Origin of the sequence: Sulfurospirillum sp. (assembly GCF_036802865.1) — a bacterium.
Taxonomy (GTDB): domain Bacteria; phylum Campylobacterota; class Campylobacteria; order Campylobacterales; family Sulfurospirillaceae; genus Sulfurospirillum.
This window is the reverse complement of the sequence record NZ_DAIRVK010000002.1, coordinates 643,145-663,216: the sequence shown is the minus strand read 5'-3', so window position 1 is coordinate 663,216 and position 20,072 is coordinate 643,145. Positions and strand designations below refer to the sequence as shown.

Below are 20,072 nucleotides of genomic sequence, written 5' to 3'. Positions count from 1 at the left end.
TTTCAATAGATTACTTTTTTGAAGCTAACTCAAGAGCTAATCGCTCTTCCATTGTAATGTACATTTTCTCAAACCATTGTTCGTCCTCTTTAGGATTGATAGGATCAAGATAAATGACTTTGACTTCACCGCCATGCGCATCAAGGCTCTTAGAATCAAGAATATGACGTGCCCCGACAATGATAGCAGGTTGGACGATAAGCTCTAACTTTTCAGCTAGAATTTTTGCACCACTTTGAAATTTTAAAAGTCTATCACCACGTCCACGTGTTCCTTCTGGAAACATAGCAAGAACCCGTCCTTCACTCACGCGTTCTTTACCCTCTTTGATCATTTTGATAAGTGAGCGTTTGTCGTTACGATCAATAGAAATCATACGAGGTGCTGGGATAATATGTCCAAAAAGAGGAATATCTTCAATCTCTTTTTTAGCAATCCAGCAGAGATTTTTAGGATAAATTGTCTCCAGTGCAACAATGTCAACAAGGCTTTGATGATTGAGCACTAAAAGTGTTGCACTAGGTGCTACATCACCTATTTGTTTAATACGAAAGCCCATTAAAAATGTTTGCAATCGCCCCCATGTACGTCGAATGATATGTGTATTGTTGCGAAATGCATACATCAAAATAATAGTCATCAAAACGGTGATGACAAACTCGATCATCACATAAAAACCTCTAATTTTTGATAATATTTTCACGGTCAGTCCATCCAATTTTTCCATCGGGTAGTAAGATCTTGATATATTTATCACGATCTCCCAATTTTTCAATATCTAAGGTTTTATCACTGGTAAAAAAGACAGTTGATCTCTCCATTGGAAGAATCATAATACTACTGTTTGCTTTGAGTTTTGCATTGTTTAATGGATTACGATCGAGGAAAAAGAGTGCCAAGAAAAACAACGAAATAGCCAAATAGTACCATCTTCGACGTTTCAGTAAAATGACAAAGAATAAAAACGCGGCAACTGCATAAGCAACGCTTTTATAGAACTCAAAAATACTCTCTTTGGGGTTAAGTCCAAGTTGGGTACTGACTTCATCGCTTTCAATAACCATTGGTAGTGTTATTTTATTAAATTTATTGCTTGTAAGATCAAAGTAGGTAAAATCAAAACTTTTTTGATAGTTTGGAACAATACCATAGTAATAAATTTTTTGAGAAGTTCCATTGTCAGAAAAAGAATCGATACCACTTTTAGCAATGCCACTGAGAGCAAAGTCTTTTAAATTAGCACCGGTCGTTTCGATTTCCAAGACAACAATAACATTTTTAGCATCAAATGTTGTTGTTTTATACTTGTTAATATTTAAAGTTTGAGCAATGACATTACTAAAAAGTGGGTCTTGCTTGAGCTGAACAAGTTGAGATGGAAGATTTAAAATGATAACTTCACTTTCAACGGCCTCTTGTTGCTGTATTAAAGAGACACTAAGGCGAGGCATTACAGCTGTTTTAGAATTTATTTTGAAATAAAAGGTATTAAAATAGGTATTGTCGCGTGAGCGTTCCCAAGGGTTTTGAGGATTAAGAACTTCTGCTGCTGAAGCACTTGAAAAGGTATTGAGAAGTCCATCAATTTTATCATTAGCAACGATGGCTTTGACTTTTATCGGAAAAACTTGTCCAATATAGACTTTTTGAGGCATCTCTTCAACAGAGAGGAAAATGGACTTGGAACGACCTGAAAACGCACTCTCTTCAGCAGCAAAAGAAGGCACTAAAAGAGCCAAAGAGAGTACGAGGAGTGTGAAAAATTTCTTCATCACGTTAGTTTAGAAAACCCTCAAGCATTTTAACACCATCATCAGAGCCTAAAATTTTCTCGATGGCACGCTCTGGGTGTGGCATAAGACCAAACACATTTTTTTCTTTATTGCAAATGCCTGCAATGGAATCAACCGATCCATTAGGGTTTTTAACATTTCCTTGTTCATCACAATACGTAAGCAGTACTTGTTTATTGGCATAAAGCTCTTTAAGTCCAGCATCATCAATGTAATAACTTCCTTCACCGTGTGCAATTGGGACGTTTAAAAGCTCACCAATTGAGCATTTACGCAAAAATGTATTATCATTTGCAATAACATTAAGGTGATGAAATTGTGAGATAAAATGAACGTTTTCATTGCGTTTCATAGCACCAGGCAAAAGGCGTGCTTCAACAAGCATCTGAAAACCATTACAAATACCAAGGACTTTTCCACCATTGTTAGCAAATTCAATGACCGCTTTCATAATAGGTGAAAATTTAGCAATGGCAGCACTTCTTAGGTAATCGCCATAGCTAAAACCGCCGGGAAGTACGACTAAGTCAGTGCCTTCTGGTAATTTTTCCTCTTTATGAAAAACAAGAACAACGTCTTGTCCTAGTTTTTCAAAAGCGTATTTAGTATCGATTTCGCAGTTTGTTCCGGGAAAGACTGCAACAGCAACTAGCATGTTGGAAACTCAATCGTATAATCTTCAATAACCGTATTGGCTAAAAGCTCATCACACATGATTTTCACTCTTTTTTCTGCTGTTGCTTTGTCAGACTCTGCGATATCAAGGATGATTTGCTTTCCAATACGGACTTCATTTACTTCGTTAAATTTTAAAGAAGCAAGTGCATGATGAACAGCTTTTCCTTGTGGATCTAAAACACCATTTTTGAGTTGAATATTGACAATAACTTTCATCGTTTATTTTTTCCTTGTAATTTTAGTGAGAGAGAATACGTTTTAGGACTTCTTCATAGGCAACTTTAACATCACCAAGACCTTGTCTAAATCTATCTTTATCCAGTTTTTCATTGGTATCCATATCCCAGAAACGACAGCTGTCAGGACTGATTTCATCTGAGAGAAGAATGTTTCCTTCTTTATCGACACCAAACTCAACTTTGAAATCAACAAGTTTGAGTCTACGTTCAGCAAAAAAACTTTTCATAATGACATTGATTTCGCGACCAAGACGTTTAAGTTCTTCAAGGTCTGATTCACTTTTCACAAGATTGAGAAGTAAACAGTGTTCATCATTGATAATAGGATCACCAAGAGCATCATCTTTGTAATAAAATTCAACGAGGGTAAAAGGAAGTACCGTACCATCTTTTATACCAAGGCGTTTTGCAAGAGAACCTGTTGCAATGTTTCTAACAACCACTTCGATAGGAATGATTTTTACTTTTTTGATCAATTGATTTGTATCATCAAGTGTTTTGACGAGGTGTGTTTGAATACCATGTTTTTCAAGAAGATGAAAAAGTTGTGTACTGATTTTACAGTTAAGCGCACCTTTACCTGCTTCATTACCTTTTTTTTCAGCATTAAATGCTGTCAAGTCATCTTTAAATTCTGAAACTAAAAGATTTTCGTCATCTGTTAAAAACAGTTTTTTACCTTTACCTTCGTATAACAATGCACCTTTATTCACGTCTCTCTCCTCAATTATTTTTTAATAGAAAGTACTTTGATTGCATCAACAGCACTTTTAAGTTGTAAATCTTTGAATAAATTCTCTTGACTCACGATCTCTTTCTCTGCCTTTGTTTGTTCTTTTGTTTTTGTTTTTGTTTTCGTCTCTTTTACTTCTGTTTTGTTTTCATCTACTTTTTTCAGTTCACTCTCTAAATGTTTTTTAAGATCTTTTTCTTTGAGTGATTGTTCGTTGTTTTTATGAGGAACATCACCTGGATAAACAACAAGATCAGGTGTGACACCTTCTGCTTGGATGGTTCGCCCACTTGGGAGATAGTAACGTGCAATCGTTAAACGAATTGCTTCATTATCAACGACGGGAAGAACAGCTTGTACGCTTCCTTTTCCAAAAGTTTTTTCACCAATAATGATGGCACGTTTATGATCTTGTAATGAACCACTGACGATCTCACTTGCACTTGCACTACCACCATTTACAAGGACGACCAACGGCGCTTTGGTAATGGTAGCTGATTTGCTTGCTTTGTATTCAGCATTTTCAGACTCTACACGTCCTTTTTGCGAAACAATAATACCCTCATCAACGAAAAGATCAACAAGTCCAACAGCTTGATTTAAAAGCCCCCCCGGATTGTTTCTAAGGTCAAGAACAATACCTTTAACACCTTTGTTTTTGTTAATAGCGTCTTGTACATCACCTACAATATTTTTATCGAAACTTACAACACGAACATAGAGGATGTTTTCATTTTCAATAGTCTTTGAGTAAACAGACTCGATTTTGATGATATCGCGAACAATGGCAATCGTAAGAGGTTTACTTTCACCTTCACGTACAAGTGTCAGTTCTATACCTGTACCTGGTTTACCACGCATGATGTTGACCGCTTCATCAATGGTCATGTTGAGTGTTGATTGTTTATTGATTTTCAAAATAATGTCGCCCGCTTTAACACCTGCTTTATCTGCAGGAGTTCCTTCCATCGGCGCGATAACGGTTAAAGCACTATCTTTTTGACCAACCGTAATACCTAAACCACCGAATTCACCGTCAGTTTGGATTTTGAGATCTTTAAAATGTTTTTCATCGAGGTAAGAAGAGTGTGCGTCGAGGTTTGTTAAAAGTCCTTCAATGGACTTTTTGACGATATCGTCAATTTTGATGTCATCAACATAATATTTTTCAATGGTTGCCAAAACGCGTGTAAATTTGGCCAAAGAAGCAAGACGACTCTTTTCTCCATCAGCATTATCTGCTGCAAAGAGCGTTGAAGAAAAAAAGGTAGTGATACCTAAAAATGTGGCAATAAAGCCAGCCGTAGCAAATGGTAAATGTTTCATAGCGTGTGTATGCTCCTCGCAAGATTATGCGTATTCTTTGGAGAACGATTATAGTGCAGTTTCCCTAAAACTTCTATGAAAGCTTGATTGAACATAGTTTAATATTTTAATTTATTTTAACTATGAAGTGAAGGTGTTCGCTTGATAAGCATAATGCTATATTGCTAAATAAACTTGACATCAATAGACTAAAGTTGTAGAATTATAGAAAAAATTAGGAGATGCAATGAACTCACTTTTTGAACAATTGACTAACCAAATGAGAGAAGCGATAGAGAGCGCTATTAGCCTTGCTCTGCATTCTAAAAATCAAGAAGCAACGTCTTTACATGTAACGTGGGGACTCCTTACCAATTCAGCTTCTATACTCAATCAAGTCTTTAATAAAATGAATATTGATAAGAGTGCGATAGAACTTGAAATTAAAAGTGAAGTCCAAAAATTACCAACGGCTTCGCATGTCACCAAGGAAAATATTACTATTTCACGTGTTCTTGTCGAATCTTTGCAAAAAGCCGAAGGACTGATGAAACAAAAAGGCGATGGTTACCTTTCCGTAGATACATGGTTACTTGCTAATATCGATAGTGATCCGCTCAAAAAAATTCTTGGAAAATACCTTGATCTATTGCAGTTTAAGAAAAACCTTGAAGCACTTCGTGGTGGTAAAAAAATTGATAAACAAAGTGCCGATGAAAACCTTGAATCACTTGAAAAATACGGTATCAATTTAACCAAATTAGCCAGTGAAGGTAAGCTTGACCCTGTCATCGGACGTGATGAAGAGATAAGTCGAATGATGCAAATTTTGATTCGAAAGAGCAAAAATAATCCGATTTTAATTGGTGAGCCAGGAACCGGTAAAACAGCGATAGCAGAGGGGTTGGCACTTAGAATTGCACATAACGATGTACCTCTAAGCCTTCAAAATAAAAGTGTCGTCGCTTTGGATATGAGTTCCTTAATCGCAGGTGCAAAGTACCGTGGTGAGTTTGAAGACCGTCTTAAAGCAGTGATTGATGAAGTGAAAAAAAGTGGCAATATTATTCTGTTTATCGATGAAATTCATACTATTATTGGTGCGGGTGCCAGCGAAGGAAGTATGGACGCTGCGAATATTCTCAAACCTGCTCTGGCGCGTGGAGAGCTTCATACCATAGGTGCGACAACGCTGAAAGAGTACCGCAAATATTTTGAAAAAGATGCAGCGTTACAACGCCGTTTTCAGCCTGTTACAGTGAATGAACCCAGCATCAACGAAGCATTACAGATTTTACGGGGTATTAAAGAGAGCCTTGAAGCGCATCATCATGTTACGATTATGGACTCAGCGCTTATTGCAGCGGCAAAACTCAGTTCACGATACATCAGTGATCGTTTTTTACCGGATAAAGCGATTGATCTTATTGATGAAGCGGCGGCTGAACTTAAGATGCAAATCGAGAGTGAACCCACAGAGCTTAGTCGTATTAAAAGATTGATTGGTACGTTGATGGTAGAAAAAGAAGCGCTTTTGATGGAGAAAAACAAAAAGAACGATGAACGTTTACATGCCATTGAAAAAGAGTTGGGCGATGCCAAAGAGAAAATGCGCTCTTTAGAAGTTCAGTTTGAAACAGAGAAGAGTGTCTTTAATGACATTGCTGCGATTAAAACAGAATCAGAAGCCTTGCGACGTGAAGCAGAGACGGCTAAGAAAAACAGTGAGTTTAACAAAGCCGCGGAGATAGAGTATGGCAAATTACCTGAGCTTGTTAAACAAGAGGAAGACCTTAAAGCTAAGTGGGAAAAAATGGTTGAGAGTGGAACACTCTTGAAAAACAGTGTTGATGAAGAGATGATAGCAACCATTGTTAGCAAATGGACAGGTATACCTGTTAATAAAATGCTTCAAGGCGAAAAAGCGAAAGTGTTAGCCGTTGAAGAGCATCTTAGAAAAGAGGTTGTGGGACAAGATGCTGCAATCAAGGCAATTGGTCGAGCGATTAAACGCAATAAAGCAGGACTGAGCGAGCAAAATAAACCGATTGGTAGTTTCCTCTTTTTAGGACCAACAGGTGTGGGTAAAACGCAAAGTGCAAAGGCTCTGGCTAACTTCTTGTTTGACACAACCAAAGCACTGATACGTTTTGATATGAGTGAATACATGGAAAAACATTCCGTGAGTCGTTTAGTCGGTGCACCTCCAGGTTATGTAGGGTACGATGAGGGTGGACAACTCACCGAAGCTGTGCGTCGCAAACCTTACAGTGTCGTACTTTTTGATGAGATTGAAAAAGCGCATCCGGATGTTTTCAACATTTTGCTACAAGTCCTTGATGAAGGGCGTTTGACGGACAATAAAGGTGTGACGGTTGATTTTAAAAACACCATCATTATTTTAACATCCAACATTGCAAGTGATAAGATTATGGCTTACGAGGGTGAAAAACGCACCGAGGAAGTCATGAAAGAGCTTAGAAGTCACTTTAAACCTGAGTTTTTAAACCGCTTGGATGACATTATTATCTTCAATCCATTAACAGAAGATGGTTTGCGAGAAATTGTGAGCATTATGTTCAAAGATATAGAAACAAAACTTGCGGGTAAAGAGATTAAAGCAGAACTTACGGTTGCGGCAAAAGCATTGATAGCAGAAGCTGGATTTGACCCAGTGTATGGGGCACGTCCACTTAAGCGTGCTTTGTATGAACTGGTCGAAGATAAATTGGCTGAGCTTCTTTTAGAAGAGAAATTGCATGAAGGTGAGAGCATCATCATCGATGCCAAAGATGGCGAGATCGTTATCAACAAGCACTAAAAAAGTAAATACTTCTTACATGTAAGCGTGTTACATGTAAGAAGTTACTGACAATCTTTATTTTGAATAGAGAATTTAAAAAGTTCTGTATTATTCATATCAAAAAAGACATAAATAAAAACAGCCCCTTTTTTCAAAAGTGAACGTGTTTCATAATCATTGCAAAGATAGCTTTTATTGTTTTCAAAGGTTGTTTTAATCAGCGTGCCTTTATCGGCTTTGAGAATTGTTTTGACATGTTCGTTTGCGGAATTGATACGGTTTCTATATTCGATGGCGTTATTAACACTAACAATATCAACCAGTGTTGTGTAATCATCCAACATCATCGGTAAATGCTCTTTGGTGCCATCTTTAATAATGGAGAGAATTTTAGGGATGTCTTCCTCTTTAATTTCGTCTAAATCATTTGCATCATCAGCAACGAGTCTCGAAATTAGTGCTAAAATAACCAATAATCTTTTCATATCATTCCTTTGCCGGAATTTTACAATAAAATCTTCAAGATAGAGGCCACTTTTTGAAAGGAAATGCAAATTTTATGAGCTATTTGGAGTGGTTTGAAACACATGCTAACAAACATCATGTCATTGTTCAAAAATTGAGTGCTCAAAACTATACAAAAGAGATGATGATTGATTATTTTCTCTTTGAAAACATGGTGGAGAAAGAACCTGATTTTTGTCTGTTGTATGCTAACAAACAAAAGTGCCATGACATTAAATCTCTTAACTGTTATTTGTGTGCGTGTCCTCATTTTCGCTTCAATGATAAAGGGCTGAGTGTAGAAGAGGGCGTTACATGTAAAAGTAAGTGTTCGATTGGTTCTAAAAAGAGTGGGATATTTGTGTATGAAAATGTGGCACATTTGGATTGTTCGGCGTGCATAGTTCCCCACACCAAAGCTTTTATACGTAAACCCTTTGATGTGGACTGGAAAAAGATTATGCAAAAATGCTTGGTTACATCTCCAATGGAGTCTGACTCACAATAATACCATCGCGATCGGCATAGAGATAATCGCCTTCATTAAAGCTAACACCTCCAAAAATTACCTTTACATGTAAAGATCCCTCGCAGGCTTCCATCGTCTTTTTTGGGCACGTTCCTAATGCAAAAAGAGCGACATCAATCTCTTTCGTATTTTTGGTATCTCTTACATAGCCGTTGATGATAATACCTGCCCAATTGTTCTCGTAAGCAAATTTCATAAGGTTATCACCAACAACGGCGGTGTATGTAGCATCGACATCAACAACGGCAATTTGACCGTTTCCTTCACTTTTAAGCAGTTCAACCAATGTTTTATTGTGTCCTGAAAGTTTTACGGTTACGATTTGTCCCATAACGCGTTTAGCACCACCGTATGACTTCATGATGGGCTCAAGTACCTGAATATTGTCAGGGTATTTATCGCAAAGATCTGCCGTGTAAAATTTCATAATTGCTCCTAGTTTATTTAAAAAGTTGTATTAGATTTGGTTGATTGGAAATGGGTGAATGTTTTGGAAGCGTAAAATCGACTTTTTCTTTATGACATGATGCACAAAGCTTTAGTTCTTGATGTGCGATGATTTCTTTGTTTGCATAGAGTTTTTCTTGTGAATGGCAATCAAAGCAATCTCTACCACATTGACCATTCTTTGAAGGTTGATTGTGACAGGTGATGCACTCATTTAAAACAATATGGTTTTGATCGTTGATGTAAGGCTGAAGTTTAGAATGGCACTCCAAACAGCTTCCGCCACAGGCAATGAGCATACTTTGAAAACTCAAAATGAGAAGAATGAGCACTAAAAAGGCTTTTTTTGACATAGACTCACTTTAGAAGATTTGTGTTAATTATATCTTTAATCACGTTAAGATAGAATGAGCTATTATCCAAAATTTAGGCTCGCTTATGAAAGTAGTCACAGGTGTCGTAGGTAATGATATCCATGTCGTCGCAAACAGACTCATCGATATATCATTACAAGCAAGAGGTTTTGAGGTGTTTAACCTTGGTGTCAATACTTCTTTGGAAGAGTTTATTGATGCTGTTGTTGAAACAGATGCAGACATACTGCTTATCTCTTCTCTTAATGGCGAAGCGGAGGGCTGGTGCCGAGACTTGCAATTTTTGCGTTCCGAATATGCGCTTAAAGATGTCATTTTTGTAATCGGTGGCAATTTAGCTGTAGGTGAAGCCACTCAGAGTGATATTATCCCCAAATATAAATCTTATGGGTTCGATCTTGTCTTTCATCAAATTGATCTCAATACGGGGCTTGATGAGATAGAGCGTTTTGTAAAGGAGCGAGCATGAGTTTACTCCAAAAAGAGCGTGATGTCATTACCCGCAACGAGTATGCCGATAGTTTTGATTTTGATGAGATTGAAGATTTTATTCGCAATGCCAATAAAGAGATGTTTATCTCCCATCATTTTAAAAAGCGAGACCGTCTTCTTGTTCAGCCTCGTGGCGGTTTCCCAACGTATAAAAAGATGTTTGAACTCTATGAGGAGTTTATGAAAGCGGACATTGACGTCTTACCTCTGACCATTGATAGTAACACCAGACTCAATGACTACGCGATGGCCAAAAAGATGCTGACACTCTCCGAAGAGAACGAAATGGATATGCTCAATGGCTATCCTCTGGTTAATCATGGTTATCGCACCACGCGTAAAATGATGACGCATTTTAATAAACCCGTTAGTCTTCGCCACGGCACACCCGATGCGAGGCTTTTAGTTGAAACAGCCCTAGCTTCGGGCATCTTTGAGATTGAAGGTGGACCGATTACGTATATGCTTCCATATTCCAAAAACTTTCCTCTCGATAAAGCCTTTTTGTACTGGAAATACGTCGATAAAGTCTGTGCAAAATACTCAACGCTCAATGAGCCGATCAACCGTGAATCTTTTGGACCATTGACCGCGACACTCGTTCCTCCGTGCATTGTCATCGTCATTCAGCTCATCGAGATGCTGCTTTCCATTGAAGAGGGCGTTAAGTCGTTTTCTGTGAGTTTTTCTCAAAATGGCTCGATGATGCAAGATATTGTGACTTCCAACGTGCTTAAAAAACTAGCCCGTGAGTATGCCGATATGTTTGGTGGAAGCGACGCCATTATTAACCTTGTGTATCACCAATGGATGGGTGCATTTCCAAGAGATAAAAACCTCTCTGATTCGCTCATTAACACCAATACCGTTATTGCGGCAATGGTACGAGCCGACAAAATCATCATCAAAACCCGTGATGAGGCTTTTGGTATCCCCACCATGCAGTGCAACGCCCAATCGGTCGCTAACACTAAATACACGCTTCGTACACTCAAAGGTCTTCCACAAGTGCATGATGCAGAGGAAGAGGAAAACTTGGAGCTGGAAGTTCGAGCTATCATGGACGCTGTTTTTAATGACCCTGCCGATACCTTGTGGAGAAAAGTGTTCAATACGATTAAAAACGGTTTGATCGATGTCCCTTTTTCACCGCATATTATCAACCATAACGAAGTCATCACGATTCGCGATGACTCTGGCAATATCCGCATCATTGAAAAAGGCAAACTTCCACTACCCGATCGCTGTTTTGCGTATGAAAAATCAAAGGTCAATTTACCGGAGAGCAAAACAGAGGTAATCAATAAAATTATCCATGACATAGGGGCAATGCTATGAGTAAACTTCTCATCGATGTAGGAAGTACCTACTTTAAAGTATGCCAAACAAGCGGTATCAGTCAGTATTTTAGGGATTTTAAGAAAGATATTTACGATGACTTGGTCACCAAGTGCGGCAACATTTTTGCAAACTATAAGAAAGAAGATATTTTTATCTGCTCTTCTGCCAATGGTGGTTTAAGCACGCTTATCATCGGTCTTACCAACTCTTTTAGTTTGAAGTTTGCAAAAAACATAGCGTTTAATTCAGGCATTAACATTATCGATACGATTTTGTACAGTAAGATAGAGGAGAGCAGGGCACCTAGTGAATTGGTTGATGTTGTCATTATCGTGGGTGGAATTGATGGCATTGGCAAGGTGTTTGATGAAAAATTATTTGATTACCTCAAAAATGTGCAGTACAGCAATATTGTCTATGTGGGAACGAAACAAGACGCATCATTTTTAAGTGCGCAAATTCCAGAACTTAAAGTGCTTGGAAACATCATCACTGATAAGTTACATGTAAACGGTGGCGAGCTCAAAGAGTACTTGACAAATCTCTATCAAGCGGACATCGTGGGCAAAGAGGACATCAAGCATCTTTATGAAATTACAGCAAATCAAATCTACTCAACACCGTACATCGTTAACCGTTCTTTACCGCTCATTGATGCAAACTTTGAAGTGGTTAATCCCTTCATTGTAGTGGACATCGGTGGGGCTACAACGGATATTCATTACAGTCGTGACTTGGTTCGCGATAACATTGTGAGTGAAAGCGGATATGATCGCTTAGTCTTTAAAAAGCTCGGTGTTTTTAAGTCTCGCGAAACACTCATCTTTGCAGCCAAAAACAATGAGTTTGTCTATGAGTTGTTGTCGTATCTGAATGTTACAGAGAATATTTTGGAAGAAGAGAGCGAGAAATCTTTGCGCATTTTGATGCAACTTTCCATCTTTTTGGTGCTTTACAAGGTTTCAAGACTCAATCCTTTGTATGTGACACTGCATCTTGAATTGCTTAATACTATCGTATTAACTGGTGGTATAACCAAAGTGCTTTCTTATGAAGAGGTAGAGATGATTATGCAATTTTTCTATAAAAAAGTTATGAATTTACATGCTACTCCTAATATTGTTATGGATTACGACTATGCGATCTGGACATTGGGTATGCAAAACAATACAGATATGAGGAGTTAAGATGTCAATTAATTGTATTCGTGCGCTTATTGAAAAAGCGGCTGTGACATGTCCTGATAAAGTTGCGATCATTGATGGCGCTAAAAAACTAACCTATGGTGAAGTGTTTCGCAAGGTTAATCAAATAGCACGATATCTCAGTGAACTTGCTCTGCCAAGTGGATCACGCATTGGTATTTATTCGCATAAAAGTAGTGAGCAGATTATTGCTATTTTGGCACTTCTCTCAACCGAGCATATTTTTGTACCTATTTCAAGACTTTTAAAGCCTGAGCAAGTTGAACACATCATTAATGATTGTAGTATGGCGTGTATAATTACCGATAAATCAAAGATCAAAAGCATTGATGAGATAAAATTTAGCGGCAAAATTATTACGTATGAAGCGAGTGAGCGCGACATCGTCTCGTTTGAGGAGATCTATAAATGTTGCAGTGATGCGTTTACATGTAACATTGGTGACTACAAAAATGCAGCAATTACCTATAGTTTTGGACTGACGGGATTTCCTCGTGGTATTGTCATCACGCACCGTAATCTCATTGACAGTGCTAGAGTGGCTTCAAACTACCTTGAGCTGAAAGAGAGCGATGTTATTTCAGGGACATTGCCGTTTATCTTAGATTATGGTCTTAACCAACTTTTCTGTTCTATTTACAATCACGCGACGCTGGCACTGCACTCTTTGGTACTTCCAGCAGACTTTTTTAATCATCTCATCAACGATGGTGTAACGGTTCTTCCACTTATGCCTCCTCACATTACGCAAATGTTTGAGAGTGATCCTAAACGCATCCCAAATGCCAAGCTTTTAGCAAATGTGCGCATCGTGACCTCTTCGGGTGGAAAAATTACGCCTAAAATGATTTCGGACATTGAAGAGCGCTATCCAACTGCTAAGTTTTACTCCATGCACGGGCTTACTGAAGCGTTTCGCTCAACGTATCTTGATCCGGCACAACTTAAAATTCGCCCCAATTCGATTGGCAAGCCGATCCCTGGTGTTGAAATTCATGTTATTAATGAGCAAGGGCTTGAGTGCCAGCCTCGAGAAATTGGTGAGTTGATTCACCGTGGTGGGTATATTTACAAAGGTTATTGGAAATCCAAAGAAGATACGCAAAAACGTTATAAAAGCATTGCCATCTTAGACAAAGTAGTCAATTTAGAGGGTGACTTGACTGATGAAATCGTCGTTGCCAGTGGCGATTTTGTTTACAGGGACGAGGAGGGCTACCTTTACTTCGTTTCGCGTAAGGATGATATGATTAAAGTCAGTGGATTTAGAATCAGCCCTTATGAAATTGAGAGTGTTGTGCATGATAAATTACCATTGATCAGCCAATGTGCTGTTTTTTCGATTGAAAATGAGAAGACAGAAGAAGAAATTGTCATGGTTTACAGTGCAATAAGAGAAATCCCCAAAAATGAGATTTTATTTGAATTGAAAAAGCATTTGCCAAATCATATGATTCCTTCCATCATTCTCTATAAAGAGAAGCTTCCTCAAACCAGTCCCAGCGAAGCAAAAATTGATAAAGAAGTTCTAAAAAAAATGGTTATGGAGTTACGCTAAAGACTTACATGTAAAGCGCTTCTTAATCGAAGCTTATGCAATTTTAAGTAAAGCTAAGGTAAAATCCATACCTTAAAATTATTTTTTGCTAAAGGAACTTTTGATGAAAAGAACGTATCAGCCACATAGTACACCTAAAAAACGCACTCACGGCTTCAGACTTAGAATGAAAACTAAAGGTGGCCGTAAAGTCATTGCAGCACGTCGTGCTAAAGGTAGAAGCAGATTGGCCGTTTAAAAGATTATGATACTCTCAAGGCAACAAGAGAGTATTCATACGTTTACAACCATGCTAAAAAATGGCACTACGAAGGTGCCTTAGTCTTTTACAATAACGATACAGCAAAAAGAGTTGGCTTTACGGCAAGTAAGAAGGTCGGTAATGCTATCAAGCGAAATTTGGCCAAAAGGCGACTTCGGGCTATTTTTTTAGAAATTCAACACACTTTAAATGATGGCGTGTATGTTTTTGTAGCAAAAGAGAAGATAAATCATATATCGTATGAAGCTTTGAAAAAAGGTATATTATGGTCTATGAAAAAATTAAACTGTGTTAAAGAATGAAATCTTTAGCGCTGTTGTTGATAAAGCTTTATCAGAAGTTTTTTACACTGATTGGCTATGGAAGTTGTAGGTATTATCCGACGTGTTCGCAATACGCTAAAGAACAGCTTCTACACAATAGTTTTTTAAAAGCTATCTTTTATAGTTTTATACGTATTTTGAAATGCAATCAGCTTTTTGTTGGGGGAATTGATTACCCTGTCATTCAAAGACACTTTGCATCTCCTCTTCCCTTGTCTCACAAACATCCACACATTCATCCAGTAACTTTTTGGTTTGTACCAAAAGATAAGCAAAGTTTTTACGTGGTAAAATCTTTTAAAACATCGAAATAAAGGGAATCTCGTGTCAGATAAACTTACTCCTCAAGTGCGCATTATTCTTGCCACTGTACTATCATTTTTATTTTTTGCTTTGTATGATCATTTTTTTATCCCCAAAAATCCTTCGCTTCCTGAAACTGCTTCAACTTCAATTGAAAAAAATGCTTCATCTGCTACTAGTGCACCTGACGTCAAGTCAGTAGCCAATAGTGCAGACGTTACATCTGCCCCAATGAGTTCAGGTAAAGAGAGTGAAATTATCACTACAATCAAAGCAGCAGGTTATGAAGTTCAGATCGATCGACTGGGCAGAATTGCAAAGTTTTATCTTGAAGAGGGAAAATATAAAGATGACAAAGGTGAGCGTTTTCAGCTTATCGATGCTTCTCAAGCACTTTTACCCCTTGAAATTCGATTTAGTGATAAAAATATTAATGCAGACGCATTTGTCATGTCTTACAGTGCTGACAAAGCTCAAGTGGATGTCAGTGAAAATGGTAGTAGCGTTGTTTTAACACAAACACTTGGCAATGTTAATGTCATCAAAACCATTACATTTTTCCCATCTGGCAAATATGATTTACATGTAAAGCTTTCATCTCCTAATGAATATTTTATTTCTCCTGGTTTTCGTCCAAGTTTAGCCCTTGATAGCTACACTTTTCATGGTGCACTTATTAAAAAATCAGATGGCACGGTAAAAACAATCAGTGATGGCGATGCTAAAGGTGATGAGCGTTTTTCAAATACAAAAATAGTTGCAGGCGCTGATAAATATTACACCACATTTTTTTATGAATTAGACAAAGGCTTAGAGAGTGTTGTTTCTGTAGGTAAAGATAAAGACCCACTTTTATTTGTTAAAGGTGAAGAAGATTTTAAACTTAGTGGTTATATTGGACCAAAAGAGTACGTAAAACTTAAAGCGATTAACCCAGAACTTACCGATGTTGTAGAATATGGTTTCTTTACGTTTATTTCTAAACCGCTCTTTACACTTCTTTCATTTCTTCACGGAATCTTTGGTAACTGGGGTTGGGCTATTGTAGGTATGACCATTATTGTTCGTTTAGTACTCTACCCTTTGACGTACAAAGGTATGGTCTCTATGAACAAGCTTAAAGAACTTGCTCCAAAGGTCAAAGAGTTGCAGAAAAAATACGCTGATGATAAGCAAAAGCTTAATACGCACATGATGGAACTGTACAAGAAAAATGGTGCTAATCCAATGGGTGGATGTTTGCCAATTTTACTTCAAATTCCTGTATTCTTTGCAGTATACCGCGTTTTACAAAATGCAATTGAGCTTAAAGGTGCCGTATGGATCTTTTGGGTAGAAGATTTAGCAATTAAAGATCCTTACTTTATTCTTCCAGTACTTATGGGTATTACAATGTTCTTGCACCAACGTATTACACCAACAACGTTTACAGATCCAATGCAAGAAAAGATTATGAAGTTTTTACCTCTTATTTTTACATTCTTCTTTGTTTCGTTCCCAGCAGGTTTGACACTCTATTGGTTTACCAATAACTTAGCATCTATCGTACAACAGTTTTACGTCAATAAACTTTTCGCAAAAAAACATGAAGAGCAAAAGGTCGAAAAATGATCAAAGTAGAAGCAGCAACACTCCAAGAAGCTTACTCCAAAGCAGCGAGTGAGTTGTCTTGTTCGGTCGTAGATTTAGATATTAACATTGTTCAAAATGGCTCAAGCGGGTTTCTTGGGCTTTTTAAAAAAAGTGCTATCATCGAAGTACAACGCAAAGGCTCTAAGCCTTTGGAGCGTGAACGTAAAGAGTTTGTTGCTCCACGTAAAGAAGAGGGCACTGAAGCAGATGCGCCTTTTGGTGATGAACGAAAAGATCGTAATAGACGCAATAAAAATAGACGAAATAAAAACAAGAACAGAGAATTTCCTGAGAATAAACGCTCTGAACCACTTCTTGCTAAGGAAGCTCCAATTGTAGCTTCTCCAAAACCTGAAGTAAAAGTTGAAACACCAAAAGCTAGTCCTGTTAAAGAACCAAGACATACCATTGCATCTACGGCTATCGATCAAAATTTTCATCATGAAAAACGCGAACTCAACGATGTTATTGATGAAGTCCGTGTTCAGATTAAAAACCTTTTTAAATACAGCTGTTTTACATTGGAAAGCCCAATTATTTCTAAATACAGTGATGATACGATTTTAATTGAATTTAGTGGTGAAGATGCTGCGTTGTTGATTGGAAAAGAGGGATACCGTTACAAAGCACTTTCTTATTTGCTTTACAACTGGATTAACCTTAAATACGGTCTGAATATTCGCCTTGAAATTGCTGAATTTTTAAAAAACCAAGAAGAGATGATCGAGAAGTATCTTGTTCCTGTTATTGAGCGTATTCGTAACAGTGGAAAAGGTCAAACAAAAATTTTAGATGGTGTTTTGATTAAAATTGCACTTGAAGCACTTCGTTCTGAATTTCCTGAAAAATATGTTGGCATTAAATCTGGAAAAGACGGTGGTAAGTTTATCGTTGTCAATGATTTTAATAGGAAAACCGCATAGATACCATTGCTGCAATTGCCACCAGTGCAGGGGTAGGTTCCATCGCGATTGTTCGCGTTAGTGGTCCCGATGCCCTTGTATTGGCTCAAAAAATATCTCATAAAGATACCTTTGCACCACGTCTTGCCACGCTTACTTTTTTACATGACCAGTTCAATGATGCCATTGATCAAGCGATTGTGATTTATTTTAAAGCCCCTCATAGCTTTACGGCTGAAGATGTCATTGAATTTCAATGCCATGGTGGCAGTGTCGTTGCTGGAATGGTTTTAGAAACACTTATTGCATATGGTGTCAGGCTTGCCAATCCTGGAGAATTTTCCAAGCGGGCTTTTTTAAATGGTAGAATTGATCTCTCAGAAGCAGAGGCAATAGCTGCACTTATTGAAACGAAAAGTGTTGATGCTGCGAAAATGCTTACACGTCAGCTCAAAGGAGAACTGCGTCATTTTGTTGTACATGTAAGAGAATTATTGATAGAAACGCTGGCATTTGTTGAAGTCAATATTGATTACGCTGAAGAAGATTTACCGCTTGATATGATTGAAAAAATCAAAGAAAAACTAGATGCTTTAGCCAAAGAACTTTTGAAAACGTATGAGAGTAGTAAACGTCGCCAAGGGCTGATGCATGGTTTCAAAATCGCTATTGTAGGCAAACCAAATGTTGGTAAAAGTTCCCTTTTAAATACACTTTTAAGTTACGATCGTGCGATTATTAGTGATATTGCTGGCACCACGCGTGATACCATTGAAGAAGAGCTTCGTATTGGAACACATTTGGTACGTATTGTTGATACTGCTGGTATTAGACAAGCACATGATGTGATAGAAAAGATCGGAATCGAGCGCTCTATTGCTGCAATTGAAGAGTCTGAAATTGTTATTGCGATGTTTGATAATAGCAAACCATGTGACCATGAAGATGAAAAAATGTTAACATTGCTTCAACAGTATGCTTCTTCAAAACACGTTTTAATTGTGCTTAACAAAATTGATTTACCAAATGAATTTGATACAAAACGCTTAGAGACAGATTTTATTTCTCTTTCATGTCAGAATGACAGTTATCAACTAACGCAAAAGCTTGAAACAATTTTAGATCAAACAACGCGTGATGATACTATTATGTTAACGTCCACACGTCAAATTGATGCTGTTCAAAAGGCCTATGAGAATGTTCAGAGCTCTTACCAACTCTTGGGTGAGGGTGAGCTAGAACTCTTTGCATTTCACATCAATGAAGCGATACAAAGCATCTCTTCTATTACAACGGCATTTGAACGCGATGAGATTTTAGAGAAGATGTTTAGCAACTTTTGTCTTGGCAAGTAAATATGATTAACAAACCATTTACCTCCTTATGTTACGATAAAAGGACCAACTAAAAGGGGTTTTTATGTTTTCAGCGATAGAAGAGTTTATTAAAAAAGAGTCTTCTTCGGGAGTTATTTTAATCATCGTAACGCTTTTAGCCTTATTTTTTCAAAATAGCTTTTTGACAGATTTCTATACTAATTTTTTACATACACCCCTTCAAATCAGCATCGGTTCTTTTGGTATTGCTAAGCCATTATTACTATGGGTAAATGATGGTTTAATGGCGATTTTCTTTTTTCTCGTCGGACTTGAAATCAAGCGTGAAGTTTTAGAAGGTGAACTTTCTTCCAAAGCGCAGATTGCCTTACCAGCTATTGCTGCATTAGGAGGCATGGTAACACCGGCTCTTATTTTTACTTTTTTTAACCATTCAGATTCTTTTTCAATGAATGGTTGGGCTATTCCGACTGCTACAGATATTGCTTTTGCTTTAGGCATTCTTTCCCTTTTAGGTTCACGTGTACCAACCTCATTAAAGATTTTTTTGATGGCACTTGCCATTATTGATGATCTTGGCGCTATTGTCATTATTGCGCTCTTCTATACAAATCAATTATCGTTGATGTCCATACTTGTTGCTTTAGGTTCAATTGTTGTATTGGTTTTTATGAATCAACTGAATGTGCTTAAAAAAGCAGCGTATGTTTTGGTAGGTATCGTATTATGGGTTAGTGTCCTCAAATCAGGTGTTCATGCCACCATAGCAGGTGTTGTATTTGCATTTTGTATCCCACTCTACTCTGACACAAAGAAAGGTGAGCGTTTTTCAATGCTCAAAGAGATGGAGCATGATCTTCATTATTGGGTTGCATTTTTTATTCTTCCTCTGTTTGCTTTCGTAAATGCGGGCGTTGACCTTAAAGATTTATCTCCATTAGCACTTTTTTCAGATGTTTCTCTCGGTATTATGATAGGGCTTTTTCTCGGAAAGCAGTTAGGTGTTTTTATCTTTAGCTTCATTGCCATTAAACTAGGCTTTGCAACGCTACCGACAAACAGCAATTTTAAACAGCTTTATGGTGTTGCTATTCTCACAGGAATTGGTTTTACAATGAGCCTTTTTGTCAATACTTTAGCCTATAATGATACGGATCTTTTTCATTATGCCGATAAATTAGCTATTTTATTAGGTTCTTTTTTATCAGGAATTGTTGGTTATTTTTTCTTAAAAAAAACTTCTCCAAATTTATAACATACTTCTAAGTTAAGAGGTATTACAATCTTTGATAAGCCAAAGATTTCATTAAAG

General features: G+C 37.5%; 21 protein-coding genes and 1 pseudogene. 13 read left to right on the top strand and 9 right to left on the bottom strand.

Features of this window, described 5'->3' with window-relative positions; all coding sequences use genetic code 11:
• Positions 1-10 precede the first annotated feature (10 nt).
• The 6 genes from V7Q04_RS07655 to V7Q04_RS07630 are packed head-to-tail and all read right to left on the bottom strand — an operon-like array spanning position 11 to position 4,769.
• Entirely contained in the window at positions 11-703 is a 693-nt protein-coding gene (locus V7Q04_RS07655; protein ID WP_333804390.1) for a lysophospholipid acyltransferase family protein, read from the bottom strand.
• Complete coding sequence (locus tag V7Q04_RS07650) at positions 681-1,772, bottom strand: hypothetical protein (protein ID WP_333804389.1); 1,092 nt, start codon at positions 1,770-1,772, stop codon at positions 681-683. Before V7Q04_RS07650 ends, V7Q04_RS07655 begins: the two co-directional genes overlap by 23 nt.
• A gap of 4 nt (positions 1,773-1,776) precedes the next feature.
• The gene (purQ, locus tag V7Q04_RS07645) at positions 1,777-2,448 is read right to left on the bottom strand and encodes a phosphoribosylformylglycinamidine synthase subunit PurQ (protein WP_333804388.1); all 672 of its coding nucleotides are present in this window, start codon (positions 2,446-2,448) and stop codon (positions 1,777-1,779) included.
• Complete coding sequence (gene purS / locus V7Q04_RS07640; RefSeq protein WP_333804387.1) at positions 2,442-2,687, bottom strand: phosphoribosylformylglycinamidine synthase subunit PurS; 246 nt, start codon at positions 2,685-2,687, stop codon at positions 2,442-2,444. The genes purQ and purS overlap by 7 nt, the downstream gene beginning before the upstream one ends.
• 22 nt (positions 2,688-2,709) lie before the next feature.
• A complete protein-coding gene (purC, locus tag V7Q04_RS07635) occupies positions 2,710-3,423 on the bottom strand; it encodes a phosphoribosylaminoimidazolesuccinocarboxamide synthase (protein ID WP_333804386.1) in 714 nt (237 codons plus the stop codon).
• Positions 3,424-3,437: 14 nt separating this feature from the next.
• Positions 3,438-4,769 carry a S41 family peptidase gene (locus V7Q04_RS07630; protein WP_333804385.1) on the bottom strand — a complete coding sequence of 444 codons (1,332 nt, stop codon included), beginning with the start codon at positions 4,767-4,769 and terminating at the stop codon, positions 3,438-3,440.
• A gap of 226 nt (positions 4,770-4,995) precedes the next feature.
• Between V7Q04_RS07630 and V7Q04_RS07625 the strand changes: the two genes are divergently transcribed.
• The gene (locus V7Q04_RS07625) at positions 4,996-7,569 is read left to right on the top strand and encodes an ATP-dependent Clp protease ATP-binding subunit (protein ID WP_333804384.1); all 2,574 of its coding nucleotides are present in this window, start codon (positions 4,996-4,998) and stop codon (positions 7,567-7,569) included.
• A 44-nt stretch (positions 7,570-7,613) separates the two neighbouring features.
• Here V7Q04_RS07625 and V7Q04_RS07620 read toward each other — a convergent pair whose 3' ends face one another.
• Entirely contained in the window at positions 7,614-8,036 is a 423-nt protein-coding gene (locus V7Q04_RS07620) for a hypothetical protein (RefSeq protein ID WP_333804383.1), read from the bottom strand.
• Positions 8,037-8,110: 74 nt separating this feature from the next.
• On the opposite strand from V7Q04_RS07620, the gene V7Q04_RS07615 reads away from it, so the two are divergent.
• Positions 8,111-8,563 carry a hypothetical protein gene (locus V7Q04_RS07615; protein WP_333804382.1) on the top strand — a complete coding sequence of 151 codons (453 nt, stop codon included), beginning with the start codon at positions 8,111-8,113 and terminating at the stop codon, positions 8,561-8,563.
• On the opposite strand, the gene rraA is transcribed toward V7Q04_RS07615, so the two are convergent.
• Complete coding sequence (rraA, locus tag V7Q04_RS07610; RefSeq protein WP_333804381.1) at positions 8,532-9,011, bottom strand: ribonuclease E activity regulator RraA; 480 nt, start codon at positions 9,009-9,011, stop codon at positions 8,532-8,534. The two genes, V7Q04_RS07615 and rraA, sit on opposite strands and share 32 nt — an antisense overlap.
• 13 nt (positions 9,012-9,024) lie before the next feature.
• Positions 9,025-9,384, bottom strand: a complete 360-nt coding sequence (locus V7Q04_RS07605; RefSeq protein WP_333804380.1) for a hypothetical protein — start codon at positions 9,382-9,384, stop codon at positions 9,025-9,027.
• An 85-nt stretch (positions 9,385-9,469) separates the two neighbouring features.
• Here V7Q04_RS07605 and glmS point away from each other — a divergent pair, with 85 nt between their 5' ends.
• From glmS to nhaA, 11 genes and pseudogenes are all read left to right on the top strand, one after another.
• Positions 9,470-9,874 carry a methylaspartate mutase subunit S gene (gene glmS, locus V7Q04_RS07600; RefSeq protein ID WP_333804379.1) on the top strand — a complete coding sequence of 135 codons (405 nt, stop codon included), beginning with the start codon at positions 9,470-9,472 and terminating at the stop codon, positions 9,872-9,874.
• Positions 9,871-11,235 carry a methylaspartate mutase gene (locus V7Q04_RS07595; RefSeq protein ID WP_333804378.1) on the top strand — a complete coding sequence of 455 codons (1,365 nt, stop codon included), beginning with the start codon at positions 9,871-9,873 and terminating at the stop codon, positions 11,233-11,235. The genes glmS and V7Q04_RS07595 overlap by 4 nt, the downstream gene beginning before the upstream one ends.
• Positions 11,232-12,425: a glutamate mutase L gene (locus V7Q04_RS07590; protein ID WP_333804377.1), complete on the top strand. Its 1,194-nt coding sequence runs from the start codon at positions 11,232-11,234 to the stop codon at positions 12,423-12,425. Before V7Q04_RS07595 ends, V7Q04_RS07590 begins: the two co-directional genes overlap by 4 nt.
• A 1-nt stretch (position 12,426) precedes the next feature.
• Positions 12,427-14,001, top strand: a complete 1,575-nt coding sequence (locus V7Q04_RS07585) for an AMP-binding protein (RefSeq protein ID WP_333804376.1) — start codon at positions 12,427-12,429, stop codon at positions 13,999-14,001.
• 103 nt (positions 14,002-14,104) lie between these two features.
• Positions 14,105-14,239, top strand: coding sequence for a 50S ribosomal protein L34 (rpmH, locus tag V7Q04_RS07580; RefSeq protein ID WP_014769624.1), 135 nt, complete (start codon positions 14,105-14,107; stop codon positions 14,237-14,239).
• Positions 14,227-14,565, top strand: a complete 339-nt coding sequence (gene rnpA / locus V7Q04_RS07575; protein ID WP_333804439.1) for a ribonuclease P protein component — start codon at positions 14,227-14,229, stop codon at positions 14,563-14,565. The genes rpmH and rnpA overlap by 13 nt, the downstream gene beginning before the upstream one ends.
• Positions 14,562-14,882, top strand: a pseudogene (gene yidD, locus V7Q04_RS07570) (membrane protein insertion efficiency factor YidD); the annotation flags it as partial. The gene rnpA and the pseudogene yidD, both read left to right, overlap by 4 nt.
• 28 nt (positions 14,883-14,910) lie before the next feature.
• Complete coding sequence (gene yidC / locus V7Q04_RS07565; protein ID WP_333804374.1) at positions 14,911-16,500, top strand: membrane protein insertase YidC; 1,590 nt, start codon at positions 14,911-14,913, stop codon at positions 16,498-16,500.
• Positions 16,497-17,444 carry a Jag N-terminal domain-containing protein gene (locus V7Q04_RS07560; RefSeq protein WP_333804373.1) on the top strand — a complete coding sequence of 316 codons (948 nt, stop codon included), beginning with the start codon at positions 16,497-16,499 and terminating at the stop codon, positions 17,442-17,444. Before yidC ends, V7Q04_RS07560 begins: the two co-directional genes overlap by 4 nt.
• The gene (gene mnmE, locus V7Q04_RS07555) at positions 17,441-18,778 is read left to right on the top strand and encodes a tRNA uridine-5-carboxymethylaminomethyl(34) synthesis GTPase MnmE (protein ID WP_333804438.1); all 1,338 of its coding nucleotides are present in this window, start codon (positions 17,441-17,443) and stop codon (positions 18,776-18,778) included. Before V7Q04_RS07560 ends, mnmE begins: the two co-directional genes overlap by 4 nt.
• 64 nt (positions 18,779-18,842) lie before the next feature.
• Positions 18,843-20,015: a Na+/H+ antiporter NhaA gene (gene nhaA / locus V7Q04_RS07550; protein ID WP_333804372.1), complete on the top strand. Its 1,173-nt coding sequence runs from the start codon at positions 18,843-18,845 to the stop codon at positions 20,013-20,015.
• Positions 20,016-20,072 lie beyond the last annotated feature (57 nt).